The following is a 15543-nucleotide window of genomic DNA, read 5'->3' on the forward strand; positions in this document are numbered from 1 at the left end:
CTAGTTGTTTTTCTAAGGTGCCTAATATAAGGTGATGTTGTATGAGAATAGAAAAAGATAAGGAACTAAAAAATATTCTAAAAATAATGGGACCAGGAACTCAACTAAGAGAAGGACTTGAAAATATTTTAAGGGCAAAAACTGGAGGATTATTGGTATTAGGGGATAGTGAAGAAATATTAAAAATAGTAGATGGCGGTTTTGAAATTAATTCAGATTATACCCCAGCCTATGTATACGAATTAGCAAAGATGGATGGAGCTATTATTATTAGCTCTGATCTAAAGAGAATAGTTTGTGCTAATGCTCAGCTTGTACCTGATTCTACTATTCCTACTTACGAAACAGGAACAAGGCATAGAACTGCTAATAGGGTAGCTAGACATACAGGAGCTATAGTTGTTGCAATTTCTCAAAGGAGAAATATCATAACTGTATATAAAGGAGAAATAAAGTATGTATTAAGGGATAGCAGCATTATATTAGGAAGAGCCAACCAAGCTATTCAAACCTTAGAAAAGTATGTGTCAGTTTTAGATAGGGTTATCAGTAATCTAAATTTGCTTGAGTTTCAAGATTTAGTTACATTGTTTGATGTTATGACTGCGGTGCAGAGAACAGAAATGGTTATGAGAATTGTTTCAGAAATAGAAAGATATATATGTGAGCTTGGAAATGAAGGAAGACTTATATCCATGCAATTAAATGAGTTAGTAAGATCTATAGAGCAAGATGGAATATTACTTATAAGAGATTATTGTAAAGCTAACTTAGAATATAATGATATTTATAAAGCTATGCAAGTGATGACTTCAGAAGAGCTGTTAGATTTAGACATGATTTCTAGGAATATGGGGTATATTGGCGTGCCTTTAGTGGATACTTTAATATCACCTAGAGGATATAGAATATTAAGCAAAGTTCCAAGAATACCTTCAAGTATTATTGAAAATTTAGTAAAGCATTTTAGAGAGCTTAAAGCAGTCCTTGAAGCAAGTTATGAACAATTAGATAAAGTTGAAGGCATAGGAGAAGCAAGATCTAAGGCTATAAAGAATGGGCTTAGGCGCATAAAAGAACAGGTGGCATTAGATAAACAGCTTTAGTAAGCTTAAAATAAAGTGGTGGCTATATGAGTATTAGCCACCCTTTTATAATTTTTTACTAACGCAATGTATACTTTCCTAAAGTATTCATTTTATCGTATTCCTTAATAAGAATATCATATAAGTTCAAATCAAGGGCACTGCATAAAGCAGTTAAATAAAATATGTTATTACCGATTTCTCGTTCTATAACATCTCTGCAGCTTTCGCATACTTCTCCAGATAGATGGGACTTAAGACAGTCTTTTAAGTTTTCAATGGCATCGTCATCACTGGGGAGACATTGCTTTTCAGCAGTTATCTTAGTACAACCACAACTTGTAGCAGCTTTAACAACAGCTCTATTGACTCTCGCATTAGATTCTTGAAGTTTTGTTATTATATCTAAAATGCTTTTATGTCTAATAAGAGATTCATCAACACAATTTTGAAAATTATCAAAAATTACATCCTTCATCAGTCTCACTCCTTATAACTATTTTTGTAAGTGACTGTCAATTTAATTATAGTTTTTTTCAGATAATTTTGTCAATAACAGCTTATAAGCTATGTTTATATAATAAAATAAATATAAATTTTTTAATAGGGGGTTATTTTAAATAAACTATTTACGTATAGTATATGTTTAATGTTATAATGTAGTTAAATTAATAATTTAATATAGTTAATAATTTATTAATTAGGAATGGGTTATATTGAAATAAAAAATATCTTAATATATATTTAATATTAAGGATTTAAATTTATACAATAGGTCAATAATTATAAGGGAGGTGAATGGCTTGTTAAATAAAATACTTAGAGTCATTTTTTCTGTAACGGGATTAATAATAGGTTTTTTTGTGGGCACTTCAATTTTAGGAACAGATTATTTTAAATCTTTGGGATATTTTAATGGTAATTTATTTAATACGGTATTATTTTTGATTTTTTCTACTCTAATATTTGGATTCATTTTATTTTTACTTTCTCCATGGATTAATAAGCTTATAATGAAAGCCATTGATTACATTGAAAAGAGTATGCAAAAGTTAACGGCTATGGAAATTATTTTTGGAGCAGTAGGTGCTATTGTAGCCTTAATAATCTCTTCATTGTTAGGAAGTTTCTTTAACAAGATTCCAAATATTATAGGTACTATCATATATGCTATAGTAAATATTTTAATGGCAGTTATTGGTGCTGATATAGGTGTAAAGAAGAAAGATGAAATAATGAGCTTGTTTTCAAACCTTAGAAAGGTAGGCTCTTCTAAGGAGAAAAAATCCAAAGGCTATCCTAAGGGAGATCCTAAGGTTTTAGATACTTCTGTTATTATAGATGGAAGAATATTTGATATATGCCAGACGGGCTTTGTGGAAGGGACTCTTATAATACCTACTTTTGTATTAGAAGAGTTAAGACATATAGCTGATTCCTCAGATGCATTAAAAAGAAATAGAGGAAGAAGAGGATTAGATATATTAAATAGAATTCAAAAGGAATTAAATATTGAAGTGCAGATATATGAAAAAGATTTTCCTGAAATTGCTGAGGTAGACAGTAAATTACTTAAGCTAGCTCAGGTATTAGGAGGAAAGGTTATAACTAATGATTATAACCTAAATAAGGTGGCAGAGTTTCAGGGCGTTCCTGTACTAAATATAAATGAGTTAGCTAATGCTATAAAACCTGTGGTATTACCAGGAGAAGAGATGACAATTCAAGTAATAAAGGATGGAAAAGAGTCTGGACAGGGGATAGCTTATTTAGATGATGGAACAATGATAGTAGTAGAAGGTGGCAGAAAGTATATAGGTGAGGTTATAGATGTAATTGTAACTTCAGTATTACAAACTGCTGCTGGTAGAATGATATTTGCTAAACAAAAAGATTTGTTTGAAAAAGCAAATTAGACTTTAATTAGGAATCTTAAAAGAATGACTAGTCAAATATACAAGTGGATTAGCTAGTTATTTTTTCGAAGATGCCTTAATGAAATATAAGAATATAAACAGAAAAGCACTATTATATAGGGTTTTTCTGTTTATTATATATACTTATTTTGGGGGATTAATTATGAAAGATAATGTTGCTCTTATAGTGGCTGGTGGTAAAGGTAAGAGAATGGGAGCAAAAGTTAGTAAGCAGTTTATTGAAATTCAAGAGAAACCCGTACTATACTACACATTATTAAGGTTTGAAAAGTGTAAAAACATAAATTCTATAGTGCTAGTTTTGCCTAAAGAGGAGATAGAGTTTTCCAGGAAAAATATTATTGAAAAATATGATTTTAAGAAGGTAAAACGGATTGTTTCTGGTGGAAAAGAAAGACAAGATTCGGTATATAATGGGTTGATAGCTATAGAACACTGTAATGTGGTGCTCATACATGATGGTGCAAGGCCTTTTGTTGAGGATAGAATTATAGAGGAAGGTATTGAGTGGGCTGAAAAATATGACGCGGCAGCTTGTGGTGTTAGGCCAAAGGATACCATAAAGGTTATAGACTCCTGTGGTTTTTCAAGTAATACTTTAAATAGAGAAGAGTTGTTTTGTGTTCAAACTCCCCAATGCTTTAAGTATGAAACTATACTAAAGGCTCATGAGTACATTAAAGATAACTGCCTTAACGTAACTGACGATACTAGAGCTGTAGAGCTTATAGGTTATAAGGTGTTTTTATATGAAGGAAGCTATAAAAATATTAAAATAACAACTCCAGAAGATCTTGTTTTTGCAAAGAATATAATGACTGGGATTTAAAATATATTTTGAGGCAAATCTATTATTTCACCTTCTTAAAATCCGGGGAAGATTTGTATTTTGAGAATTTAAAATTAATGATTTATCAATTCAAAATATATAGTTGACAGAGTGAGTTATAAGCTTTATAATTAGAATCGCTAATTTATAAGTAAATATTAAGCTAAGAAGAAGAATAGTAAAAGCCAAATACAGAGAGAGATCTCCTGGCTGAAAGGATCTCAATGGTTTTGAACCCGCTTTGGAGTTGTAGGTAAAACCTACCGGTTAAATACCGATATAATTTTAGAGTACAAATTTAGGTGGTACCGCGATAATACTCGCCCTAAAATAGGGTGGGTTTTTTTGTTTTATTTAAAGACATTAATCAACTTAAGAAAAATAAAAATATAAAATTTAAACATATAGGGTAAGGAGGAATTTTTATGGCAAAGAATAAAAAATTAGTAGAAGCTATAACAAGCATGAATGAGGATTTTCCACAATGGTATACTGACATAGTAAAAAAGGCAGAGTTGATAGATTACTCTAGTGTAAAGGGCTGCATGATAATTAGACCTTATGGTTATGCCATATGGGAAAATATACAGAAGGATCTTGATGCTAGATTTAAGGCTAGTGGACATGAAAATGTCTATATGCCAATGTTTATTCCAGAATCTCTTTTGCAAAAGGAGAAGGAACATGTAGAGGGGTTTGCTCCTGAAGTTGCTTGGGTAACTCATTTTGGAGAGGAGAAATTAACAGAAAAATTATGTGTTAGACCTACTTCTGAGACTTTGTTCTGCGAGCATTATGCAAAAATAATTCAATCCTATAATGATTTACCAAAGCTCTATAATCAATGGTGTTCTGTAGTAAGATGTGAAAAAACTACAAGACCTTTTTTGAGAACTACAGAATTTTTGTGGCAGGAAGGTCATACAGTGCATGCTACAGCAGAAGAGGCTCAAGAAGAAACCTTAAGAATGCTGAACATTTATGCTAGTCATTGTGAAGAAATACTAGCTATACCAGTAATAAAAGGACAAAAAACTGAAAAAGAAAAATTTGCTGGAGCAAGGGCTACTTACACTATCGAAAGCTTAATGCATGATGGAAAGGCTCTTCAAAGTGGTACTTCACATAACTTTGGAGATAATTTTGCAAAAGCCTTTAAGATACAATACACCGATAAGACGGGAAAACTTCAATATGTGCATGAAACCTCCTGGGGAATGACTACAAGGCTAATAGGTGCCGTTATAATGGTTCATGGAGACGATAACGGACTAGTATTACCACCTAAAATAGCTCCTATTCAAGTGGTAATTATACCTATTGCACAGCATAAGGAAGGCGTAATTGAAAAGGCAGAGCAAATTAAAGATAGATTGAGTTCTTTAACAAGAGTGAAATTGGATTCCAGCGATAAAATGCCAGGTTGGAAATTTGCTGAGTACGAAATGAAGGGTGTGCCAATACGTTTAGAAATCGGACCTAAGGATATTGAGAATAATCAATGTGTTTTAGTTAGAAGAGATACTATGGAAAAGATAACTATATCCTTAGATAATGTAGAGAAAGAAATAGTTGAACTTCTAGCTAGGATCCAAGAAGATATGCTAAAAAGAGCAAGAAATAGTAGGGATATCAAAACCTATGAAGCTAAAACAATGGAAGAGTTTGTTAATATAGTTGAAAATAAGCCAGGATTTATAAAAGCTATGTGGTGCGGAGAAAGAGAATGTGAAGACAAATTAAAGGATTTAACTTCTGCTACATCAAGATGTATTCCCTTTGAGCAGGAACAAATAAGTGATACTTGCGTTTGTTGCGGCAAAGAAGCTAAACACATGGTTTACTGGGGAAAAGCTTATTAATAAACCTTAGGAAGGATAGATTCATATGAGAATGTCAAAAATGCTTATATGCACATTAAGAGAAGTTCCTGCGGAAGCGGAAATAGCTAGCCATCAGCTTATGCTGAGAGCTGGTATGATGAGAAAAATGGCTTCTGGTATATATAATTTCATGCCTTTTGGATTAAGAGCTTTAAAGAAAATAGAGGATATAGTTAGGGAAGAAATGAATAAAGCTGGATCACAAGAATTTTTAGCTTCAGCCTTATTACCAGCTGAGCTATGGCAAGAATCTGGAAGATGGGAAGTTTTTGGGCCTGAGATGTTTAAATTAAAAGATAGGAATTCAAGAGAGTTTTGTTTAGGACCAACTCATGAAGAGGTATTCACTGATATAGCTAGAAACGAGATTAAATCCTATAGACAATTACCTTTAAATCTCTATCAAATTCAAACAAAATATAGGGATGAGAGAAGACCGAGATTTGGTGTAATGAGATCTAGAGAATTTATCATGAAGGATGCTTACAGCTTTGATAAGGATAAGGAAGGCTTAGATCTTTCATATAATAAGATGTATGAAGCTTATAAGAATATATTTGTAAGATGTGGCTTGGATACAAAATGTGTAGAGGCTGATTCAGGAGCTATGGGTGGTTCAGGTTCCGCAGAATTTATGGTTCAGTCAGAGGTGGGAGAAGATGACGTAGTATTTTGCACTTCCTGTGATTATGCAGCCAATATGGAAAAGGCTCCTTCAACCCCAGAAATTCCTTTAAATGAAGAACTAAAGAATCTTGAAAAAATTGAAACTCCTAATGTAAGAACTATTGGAGAGCTAGTGACCTTTTTTAATACTGACGCTAAGAAGTTTGCTAAAACTCTAATATATAGAGCAGATGATAAGATTGTAGCTGTTATGGTTAGAGGGGATAGAGAAGTAAATGAAACTAAGGTTATTAATGCTTTAGGTGGAGCTGTCGAGTTTGAGATGGCAGATGCAGAGACTGTATTTAAGGCTACTAACGCTCAAGTAGGTTTTGCAGGGCCCATAGGATTAAAAGCAGATATTCTGTTAGTAGATGATGAAGTTGCTAATATGTTTAACTTTATAGTAGGAGCTAATGATACTGGATACCATATTAATAATGTAAATTATGGAAGAGAATTTAAAGGAAAAGTGGGAGACTTTAGAAATGTAGTAAAGGGTGATAAGTGCCCTTGCTGTGGAGAAGAGTTAACTATAGCAAGGGGCATAGAGGTAGGTCACATATTTAAGTTAGGAACAAAATATTCTACATCTATGGGAGCTAGTTTTATAGATGAGAATGGAGAGTCAAAACCTTTAATAATGGGATGCTATGGTATAGGTATTAATAGAACTATGGCGGCGATTATTGAGCAAAATCATGATGACAATGGTATTATATGGCCTTTATCCGTAGCTCCATATCATGTAATCATAGTTCCAGTGATGATAAAAAATGAAGAGCAAATGAAAGTGGCAGAAGGCTTATATAATAAATTAACTTCTTTAGGAATAGAGGTTATAATAGATGATAGGGATGAAAGGGCTGGGGTAAAATTTAAGGATGCAGACCTAATGGGAATACCAATGAGAATAACTGTAGGTAAAAAAATATCAGAATCCCAAGTAGAATTTAAATTAAGAGCTTCAAAAGAAGTAGAGGTTATAAGCATAGATGAAATTGTTCATAGAGTACAGCAAGAGTTTAATAAATAAGATATTTTTATAAAATTATCTTTAGAAACCTCCATGAAGTTTGAGTTTTATGCTATAATTAAAAAAACTCGGTTATGGGGGTTTTAGGCATCGTAAAAAAATAACTAGTCAAAGATGGGTCGTATATTTTGCGTAAGACAAGGACACAGGTTCCATTAATAGTGGGGCTATTAGTGGGTTCTGTGGACGCAGTATTACGCAAAATAGACGAGTGGACTGACTAGTTATTTTTGGGAGATGCCTTACATAAATATTTATAAAGAATGTAGAATGGAGGGCCTTAATGAGAATATATAACTCTTTAACAAAGTCAAAAGAAGAATTTATACCTCTTGTAGAAGGTGAGGTTAAAATGTATGTGTGCGGTCCTACGGTTTATAATTTTTTTCATATAGGAAACGGTAGAACCTTTATTGTATTTGATACTATTAGAAAGTATTTTGAATATAGAGGATACAATGTCAAATTCATTCAAAACTTTACTGATATAGACGATAAAATGATAAGTAAGTCTAATGAAGAGAATACTTCTGTAAAAGAACTAGGAGATAGATATATTAATGAATACTATAAAGATGCAGATGCTCTTAATATAAAAAGAGCTACTGTAAATCCTAGAGCCACAGAGTATATCCAAGATATAGTAGATTTCGTTAAGGAATTAATAGAGAAAGGATATGCCTATGAAGTAGAAGGAGATGTATATTTTTCTACTAAAAAGTTTCATGAGTATGGTAAGCTTTCTGGACAAAATTTAGAGGACTTACAATGCGGAGCCAGAATCAATGTGGATGAAAGAAAAAAAGATCCAATGGATTTTGCAGTATGGAAAAAGCAAAAGCCTGGCGAACCAGCTTGGGAGAGCCCTTGGGGTATGGGGAGACCAGGATGGCATATTGAATGTTCTTGCATGGCTCATAAATTATTAGGAGAAACCATAGATATACATGCTGGTGGAACAGATTTGGTATTTCCTCACCATGAAAATGAAATAGCTCAGAGTGAAGGGAGAAGCGGTAAACCTTTTGCAAGATATTGGATTCATGCTGCTTTTTTAAATGTTAACAATCAAAAGATGTCTAAATCATTAAATAATTTCTTTACAGCTAGAGAAATACTAGAAAAATATGATGTAGATGTAGTTAGATTTTTAATGCTATCTGGACATTATAGAACACAATTAAATTTTAGTTTAGACTTATTGGACTCTGCCAAGTCATCAGTGGAAAGATTATATAATGCTATTTCTAATTTAGAATGTCTTCTTGAAGAAACTCCGAGTGATAAACTTACGGATAAGGAAAGAGAGTATATAAAGTCATTAGAAGTATACAGAGAAAAATATATAGAAAAAATGGATGATGATTTTAATACAGCAGATGCTATATCTGTAATTTTCGATCTTGTAAGAGATGTTAATACTAATGTAGACATAAATTCATCTAAAGAGCTAATTAATTTCTCAGCAAGTTTAATAAGAGAACTAGGAGAGCCTTTAGGTATATTACAAAAATCTACTAGAGGTAGCCTAGAAGAAGAGATAGAAAGCCTTATAGAGCAAAGACAGAAGGCAAGGAAAGAGAAGAATTGGGCATTGTCAGATAAAATAAGAGACGATTTAAAAGCTAGAGGAATAGTATTAGAAGATACCCCTCAAGGTGTAAGGTGGAAAAAGGTCTAGTAAAAATATAACTTTTTAAAATTAAATATGTTAGTATTTTATTTAGTGCACAATGCATAGTGCACAATGAAGAAAATTTATAAAGTAAGAGAGCAAGAGTTGAGGGTAAAGCTTTATCCCGGCTTTGCTCTTTTGCCATAGGGAAACAAAGTTAAAAGCTTAGGTGTTTCCCTATAAAGTGCAGGTTTTTAAATTATAAAGCTTAACCTCAGGGGGAGGAGAAGATGAAAAAAAATAAGAAGAGATCTTTCAATAAAAGACTAAAGATCAGCCTTGTGTTAATGACTACTGCCTTTCTACTTCTTATAGGACAACTTACCAGAATAATGGTGTTTCAGAGCCAGTTTTTAAGAACTAAGGCAGAGAGTCAATCTACAAGTCAACAAAAGGTCATGCCTAAAAGAGGTGTGGTTTTGGATAGAAATGGTAGAGAACTAGCTGTAAGCGCAGATGTATACAGGGTGAGTTTAGATATTAAAGCCTTAGATGAATATTGTACTAAATATAAAAAATCAAAGACAGACATAGCCTCTAAGATAAGTGAAATCTTACAAATAGAGCCTAAAACTATGAATGAAGTGGTGGAGAGAAAAGATTCTAAAGGAGACTATCTGAGAGGAATATCTATAGCTAGAAAAGTAGAAAAGGCTAAAGTTGATAAGTTAAAAGAGCTTAGAACAAAAGAAAAATATAATTTTATGATTATTGATAATGATCCTCTAAGATACTATCCTAACAATAATTTTTTAGCTCATGTGCTAGGAAGTGTAAATATAGATGGAGAAGGCTTATTTGGTGTTGAAAAGTACTATGATAAAGAATTGGCTGGGATACCAGGTATAAGAATTTCAGAGGTGGATCGTAACTCTATTGATTTGCCCTATGATGAGGCAGTTTATACTGAACCTGTAAATGGAAAAAATCTAACCCTTACTATTGATGAAAATATTCAATATATTGCTGAAAAAGCAGCTCAAAAGGCTCTTGAAGATAACAAAGCCAAGGGTATTAGTATAGTGGTTACTAACCCTAAAAATGGAGAAATTCTTGCAATGGTAAACAAACCAGATTTTAATCCTAACGATCCAAGAAAAGGGATAACTAACAATGATGAGCTGCAGCAATTATGGAGAAACAAGGCGGTAAATGATATATATGAACCAGGGTCTACTTTTAAGATAATAACAACAGTAGCAGCTTTATCAGAACAGCTTACTCATGAAAATGATCAATTTTATTGCAAGGGATACACTATAGTAAATGGGGTAAGAATAAACTGTTGGAAGCCAGAAGGTCATGGTGCTGAAAATCTAGTAGATATTTTAAAGAATTCTTGTAACCCAGGATTTATAGAGCTAAGCAAAAGATTGGGCGCTGAAAAACTAAATAAGTATATATTTGATTTTGGATTTGGTAAACCTGTAGGTATAGACTTACCGGGTGAAGCAGCGGGTATAATAAAGCCAGCAGATAAGGTAAGTCCTACAGATCTTGCTACTATTTCTTTTGGACAATCTGATACGGCAACTGTAGTTCAATTACTTGCGGCCTTCAATGCAGTGATGAACAATGGAATTTATACCACACCGCATATTATGAAGGAAATATCCTCTGTAGATAAAGATGGTAATACTCAGGTAGTAAGCAAATATGAAGAAAAAAATTCAAGACAAGTAATAGATAAAAGCATAGCGAATCAAGTAGCAGAATACTTAGAAAAGGTAGTAGCTACATCTTATAAGGATACAGCTTATATAAAGGATTTTGGAATAGCTGGTAAAACTGGTACTGCTGAAAAAGCTAACTCTGGAGGAAAGGGATATTCTGCAGGAAAGTTTATATCATCCTTTGTAGGAGCAGCGCCTTATAACGATCCGCAAATAAGCTTGATTGTAGCCATTGATGAACCACAGGGTGAACACTTTGGCGGAGTAATAGCTACCCCTGTAGCTAAAGAATTATTCCAGCAAATATTTAATAAAATGGCCATAAAGCCCTTTGCAAATTAGCAATAAATAGTATTTGACAATAGTATAAAAAGCTATTAAAATAGAATTATAAATGATAATGATTATCATTTATAATTCTTCTTTTTTATGGAGGGAATTTATATGAGAAAAATAAAATTGAGATTATGGCTCTTAGTATTAACAATATTGTCAACTATTATTTATGCTATATAAGTTGCAATTTATATATTCAAATAATTATTTAAATTTAACGATATGCTAAGAATTTATTAGATAATGAAAGAAAATATAGAGTAAAATAGCAATGAAGGAAAATGATAATTATTTTCAATTTGCTTTTCATATGATATATTATTAAAAGGCAATAATACTACCGCGGCAAATACAATACATGGAGGTATATTATGGCGAAAAATATGTCACCAAGATTTAAAATGTGCAGACGCTTGGGACTAAATGTTGTTGGACATCCAAAGGCAATGAATCGTGCAGTGAAAGGAAGCAGTAGAGCAGATAAGAAATTATCTGACTACGGAATTCAATTGCTAGAGAAACAAAGATTAAAGGCATATTATGGAGTGCTAGAAAAACAGTTTAAAGGCTATGTAGAGAAAGCTATGAAATCTAAAGATATTACAGGAGAAGCTCTACTGTTAATGTTAGAGAAAAGACTAGATAATATGGTTTATAGAATGGGCTTTGCGAACTCTATTAGGCAAGCTAGACAAATGGTGAATCATGGACACATAACCGTTAATGGAGAAAAGGTAGACATTCCTTCTTATCAAATTAAGGTAGGAGATGAAATAAGCTTAAAGGATTCCTCAAAAAATAAAAAGGTTTTTGAGGAAAATTTCCAAGATATGATGAGTTTTCAACTTCCTTATATCCAAAGGGATACAGATAATTTTAAAGGAAAATTTCTTAGAATTCCACAGAGAAATGAACTTCCTATTGAAATAAATGAACAATTGATAGTTGAATTTTATTCAAAATAGTGATGTAGGATACCAGTTTAAAAGTTTAAACTGGTATTTTTTTATATGGATTTAGAAATTAAAATGTAGTATTATGTTATAGATAAATAAGTAAGTATAGTAATCTCTACTTACCAATCTATTTATCTTAAGGAGAAACATATAAATATGGATAGTGTGTTATTTAATAAATTAAGTAAGGAAGAGGCTAGGTTATTGAACCCTTTAGTGCTAGCCTTTATAGGGGATGCTGCTTATGAGGTTTTTATCAGATCCTATATTATTGTACAAAATTCCGAGCTATCTGCTCATAAAATGCATGTAAAGGCCATATCCTATGTAAAAGCTCATGCACAAAGTGAAATTCTAAATAATATAGAGCAGTATTTAACCGAAGAAGAGATGGTTATTTATAAGAGAGGAAGAAATGCTAAATCCTCCTCTGTGCCCAAAAATGCAGATGTAACAGAATACAGAAAAGCTACAGGGTTAGAAGCTCTTGTAGGTTTTTTATTTATTACTGACCAAAAGGATAGACTAAGAGATATATTAAATAAATGCATAAATTGTAATAGTTCGGGGGAATAAAAATGGAGCAAAAAGTTAAATTAATACAGTATAGCCAGGAGGCTGAAAAAATAGTTTCATCAGCTGCTAAATTGTGCTATAGCTCTTCAACTGTAGATGATATAATGGATAACTTAAATGAGGAAAGTGTGAAAAAGTTTCTTGATATGCTAATGTCCTATGGGCACGAATCGCCTATAGAGCATGTAAACTTTACCTTTGCTATAGAAGGGGTATCTAGAAGTCTTACTCATCAGCTTGTGAGACATAGATTGGCTTCTTATTCTCAGCAAAGCCAAAGGTATGTGAGGTTAGAACAATTTGACTACATAATACCACCAGAAATAGAAAGGGATGAAAAAGCTAGAGAGATATATATAAGCTCCATGAAGGCCAGCCAGAAAGCTTATGATGAATTAAGTGATATATTAAAGAAAAAATATATATCAGAAGGATTTACAGAAGTAAATGCAGAAAAGAAGGCTATAGAAGATGCTAGATATGTATTTCCTAATAGCTGCGAAACTAAGATAATGGTTACTATGAATGCTAGAAGTCTCATAAACTTTTTTAGGCATAGATGCTGCAATAGAGCTCAGTGGGAAATAAGAAGTTTAGCGGAGAAAATGCTTATAGAAGTTAAAAAGGTAGCACCAACTTTATTCAAGTATGCAGGGCCCTCTTGTATAGGAGGCAATTGCCCAGAAGGAAAGATGACCTGTGGAAAAATAAAAGAGATGCAGAATAGATACTTAAATATCTTATAAGGAGTTAGATCGTATGAAAAATATAAATAAAAAAAGTAGTTTTAAAAATAAAGAAGCGAGCTTTAGAAACAGAGAAGAAAGCTCAAAGGGTAAAGAGCAAACTTTTAGAAATAGAGAAGAAAATCATAATAGCAAAATAGAAGAAAGAGAAGATATAGTTCAAGGAAGAAATGCTGTGATAGAAGCATTAAAAGGAAATACCACTATTGAATATTTATTGGTGAGCAAAGGAGAAAAAGAAGGCTCCATAAATCTTATACTTTCTTTAGCTAAAGAAAAAAATATAGTAATAAAAGAAGTAGATAGAAAAAAATTAGATAGCATGTCTCAAGGAACACCCCATCAAGGAGTAATGGCTATAATAACTCCATATAAATACTATAGTGTAGAAGATATTATAGAATATGCAGAAGGAAAAGGAGAAAAACCTTTTGTGATAATTTTGGATGAAATTGAAGATCCTCATAATTTAGGCTCTATAATTAGAACAGCTGAGCTTTGTGGAGCTCACGGTATAATAATTCCTAAAAGAAGAAATGTAGGAGTTACTGCTACGGTATATAAAACTTCAGCTGGAGCGGTGGAACATATGAGAATAGCTAAGGTTACTAATATCAACAGCGTTATAGATAATCTAAAGGAAAAAGGTTTGTGGGTATATGGAGCGGACATGGATGGAGCAACCTTCAGCTATGAAACGAATTTTAGTGGTTCTATTGCTCTAGTTATAGGAAGTGAAGGTAAAGGTATTTCTAGATTGACTAAAGAAAAGTGTGATAATATAGTGAAAATACCTATGGTTGGGAAAATAAATTCATTAAATGCTTCGGTGGCTGCAGGCATATTAATGTACGAAATTATGAAATCACGAATCAAATAAGGTGCTAAAAGTGAGAATAATATTTGTGGATGGATATAATGTCATAAATAGCTGGCCAGAGCTAAATAAGATAAAAGAATATAGCTATGAAGCAGCTAGACAAAAATTAATAGATGAACTTCAAAATTATTCTAGCTATAAAGGATATAAACTTATTTTAGTATTTGATGCTCATAAGGTAAAGGGAACTTTGGAAAAAAAAGAAAAGATAGAGAACATGACAATTATATTCACTAAAGATGGAGAAACCGCAGATAGTTATATAGAGAGGGCGGTAAATAATATAGGCCGAAAGACCGAAGTGGTAGTTGTAACATCAGATTCTATGGAACAGCAGCTTACATTCCAAAGGGGGGCCATAAGGACTTCCTCTTTGGAATTCTACCATGAGGTTAGGGAGGCTGAAAGAAAAATAAAGGCTAAAACAGAAAAAAATATTATTCGACAAAAAAATTTGTTGGAAGATAGAATAGATAAGCAAGTATTGGAAGAACTTGAGAGAATCCGTAGAAGTCATTGATTTCACTTGACTTAAGGCTATGGAGTAGTTATAATTAATAACAATGACATATACGTTCTGGAGGGATGGCCTATGGATAAGAGGAGTAGTGTTGCTAAAACGTTTACAAAATATGAAGAAAAGCTTGATGAAGAAATTGTTGTAGAAGCGAAAAAGGGAGATGTTAGAGCACAAGAGTATCTGATTAGTAAGTATCAAAATTTTGTAAAAGCAAAAGCAAAATCTTATTTCCTAATAGGCGCAGACAAAGAAGATATATATCAGGAAGGCATGATCGGGTTATATAAAGCAATTAGAGATTTTAAACCTGATAAACTAGCTTCCTTTAGAGCCTTTGCAGAGCTCTGTGTTACAAGACAGATAATTACAGCTATAAAAACCGCTACAAGGCAAAAGCACATCCCTTTAAATACTTATGTCTCTCTTAATAAACCTATATATGAAGAAGAATCAGATAGAACCTTACTAGATGTGCTCTCAACTATTAAAGTTTCTGATCCTGAAGAGTTAGTCATAAGTAAAGAGGAAATGCTACATATAGAAAATGAAATAGGACAAGTGCTGTCAGGCTTAGAGATGGAAGTACTTATGTCTTATCTAGACGGTAAATCCTATCAAGAAATAGCTTGTGATTTGGACAGACATGCAAAGTCTATAGACAATGCATTGCAAAGGGTTAAAAGAAAGTTAGAAAAATGTTTAAATAATAACAGATAAATTTTGAAAATTTATTGACATAAAACCT

Annotated in this window: 14 protein-coding genes; 13 read left to right on the forward strand and 1 reads right to left on the reverse strand. The window is 32.5% G+C overall.

Annotation, left to right across the window (positions count from 1 at the left end; all coding sequences use genetic code 11):
- Positions 1 to 41: 41 nt before the first annotated feature.
- The gene (gene disA, locus BN2665_RS17715) at positions 42 to 1106 is read left to right on the forward strand and encodes a DNA integrity scanning diadenylate cyclase DisA (protein ID WP_055668461.1); all 1065 of its coding nucleotides are present in this window, start codon (positions 42 to 44) and stop codon (positions 1104 to 1106) included.
- A 58-nt stretch (positions 1107 to 1164) separates the two neighbouring features.
- On the opposite strand, the gene BN2665_RS17720 is transcribed toward disA, so the two are convergent.
- The gene (locus tag BN2665_RS17720) at positions 1165 to 1563 is read right to left on the reverse strand and encodes a nucleoside triphosphate pyrophosphohydrolase family protein (RefSeq protein WP_055668462.1); all 399 of its coding nucleotides are present in this window, start codon (positions 1561 to 1563) and stop codon (positions 1165 to 1167) included.
- A 325-nt stretch (positions 1564 to 1888) separates the two neighbouring features.
- On the opposite strand from BN2665_RS17720, the gene BN2665_RS17725 reads away from it, so the two are divergent.
- The 12 genes from BN2665_RS17725 to sigH all read left to right on the forward strand — a co-directional run bounded on the left by BN2665_RS17725 (position 1889) and on the right by sigH (position 15515).
- Positions 1889 to 3001, forward strand: coding sequence for a PIN/TRAM domain-containing protein (locus BN2665_RS17725; RefSeq protein WP_055668463.1), 1113 nt, complete (start codon positions 1889 to 1891; stop codon positions 2999 to 3001).
- 163 nt (positions 3002 to 3164) lie between these two features.
- Positions 3165 to 3851 (forward strand): 2-C-methyl-D-erythritol 4-phosphate cytidylyltransferase, encoded by a 687-nt coding sequence (gene ispD / locus BN2665_RS17730; RefSeq protein WP_055668464.1) that lies wholly within the window; start codon positions 3165 to 3167, stop codon positions 3849 to 3851.
- A 425-nt stretch (positions 3852 to 4276) separates the two neighbouring features.
- Complete coding sequence (gene proS, locus BN2665_RS17735; protein ID WP_055668465.1) at positions 4277 to 5713, forward strand: proline--tRNA ligase; 1437 nt, start codon at positions 4277 to 4279, stop codon at positions 5711 to 5713.
- A 25-nt stretch (positions 5714 to 5738) separates the two neighbouring features.
- Entirely contained in the window at positions 5739 to 7436 is a 1698-nt protein-coding gene (locus BN2665_RS17740) for a proline--tRNA ligase (RefSeq protein WP_055668466.1), read from the forward strand.
- Between the two features lie 283 nt (positions 7437 to 7719).
- Entirely contained in the window at positions 7720 to 9117 is a 1398-nt protein-coding gene (gene cysS / locus BN2665_RS17745) for a cysteine--tRNA ligase (RefSeq protein ID WP_055668467.1), read from the forward strand.
- Between the two features lie 224 nt (positions 9118 to 9341).
- Positions 9342 to 11126: a stage V sporulation protein D gene (locus tag BN2665_RS17750; RefSeq protein WP_055668468.1), complete on the forward strand. Its 1785-nt coding sequence runs from the start codon at positions 9342 to 9344 to the stop codon at positions 11124 to 11126.
- A gap of 365 nt (positions 11127 to 11491) precedes the next feature.
- The gene (rpsD, locus tag BN2665_RS17755; protein ID WP_055668469.1) at positions 11492 to 12085 is read left to right on the forward strand and encodes a 30S ribosomal protein S4; all 594 of its coding nucleotides are present in this window, start codon (positions 11492 to 11494) and stop codon (positions 12083 to 12085) included.
- A 147-nt stretch (positions 12086 to 12232) separates the two neighbouring features.
- On the forward strand, positions 12233 to 12652 hold the full coding sequence (locus BN2665_RS17760) for a Mini-ribonuclease 3 (RefSeq protein WP_055668470.1): 420 nt from the start codon (positions 12233 to 12235) through the stop codon (positions 12650 to 12652).
- Positions 12653 to 12654: 2 nt separating this feature from the next.
- On the forward strand, positions 12655 to 13398 hold the full coding sequence (thyX, locus tag BN2665_RS17765; RefSeq protein ID WP_055668471.1) for an FAD-dependent thymidylate synthase: 744 nt from the start codon (positions 12655 to 12657) through the stop codon (positions 13396 to 13398).
- 13 nt (positions 13399 to 13411) lie between these two features.
- On the forward strand, positions 13412 to 14278 hold the full coding sequence (rlmB, locus tag BN2665_RS17770; protein ID WP_074042359.1) for a 23S rRNA (guanosine(2251)-2'-O)-methyltransferase RlmB: 867 nt from the start codon (positions 13412 to 13414) through the stop codon (positions 14276 to 14278).
- Positions 14279 to 14288: 10 nt separating this feature from the next.
- On the forward strand, positions 14289 to 14798 hold the full coding sequence (locus BN2665_RS17775; protein WP_055668472.1) for an NYN domain-containing protein: 510 nt from the start codon (positions 14289 to 14291) through the stop codon (positions 14796 to 14798).
- A gap of 72 nt (positions 14799 to 14870) precedes the next feature.
- Positions 14871 to 15515 carry an RNA polymerase sporulation sigma factor SigH gene (gene sigH / locus BN2665_RS17780; protein WP_055668473.1) on the forward strand — a complete coding sequence of 215 codons (645 nt, stop codon included), beginning with the start codon at positions 14871 to 14873 and terminating at the stop codon, positions 15513 to 15515.
- The last annotated feature ends 28 nt before the right edge of the window (positions 15516 to 15543 follow it).

It is taken from the genome of Desnuesiella massiliensis, from assembly GCF_001403615.1.
Taxonomy (GTDB): Bacteria; Bacillota; Clostridia; order Clostridiales; family Clostridiaceae; genus Desnuesiella; species Desnuesiella massiliensis.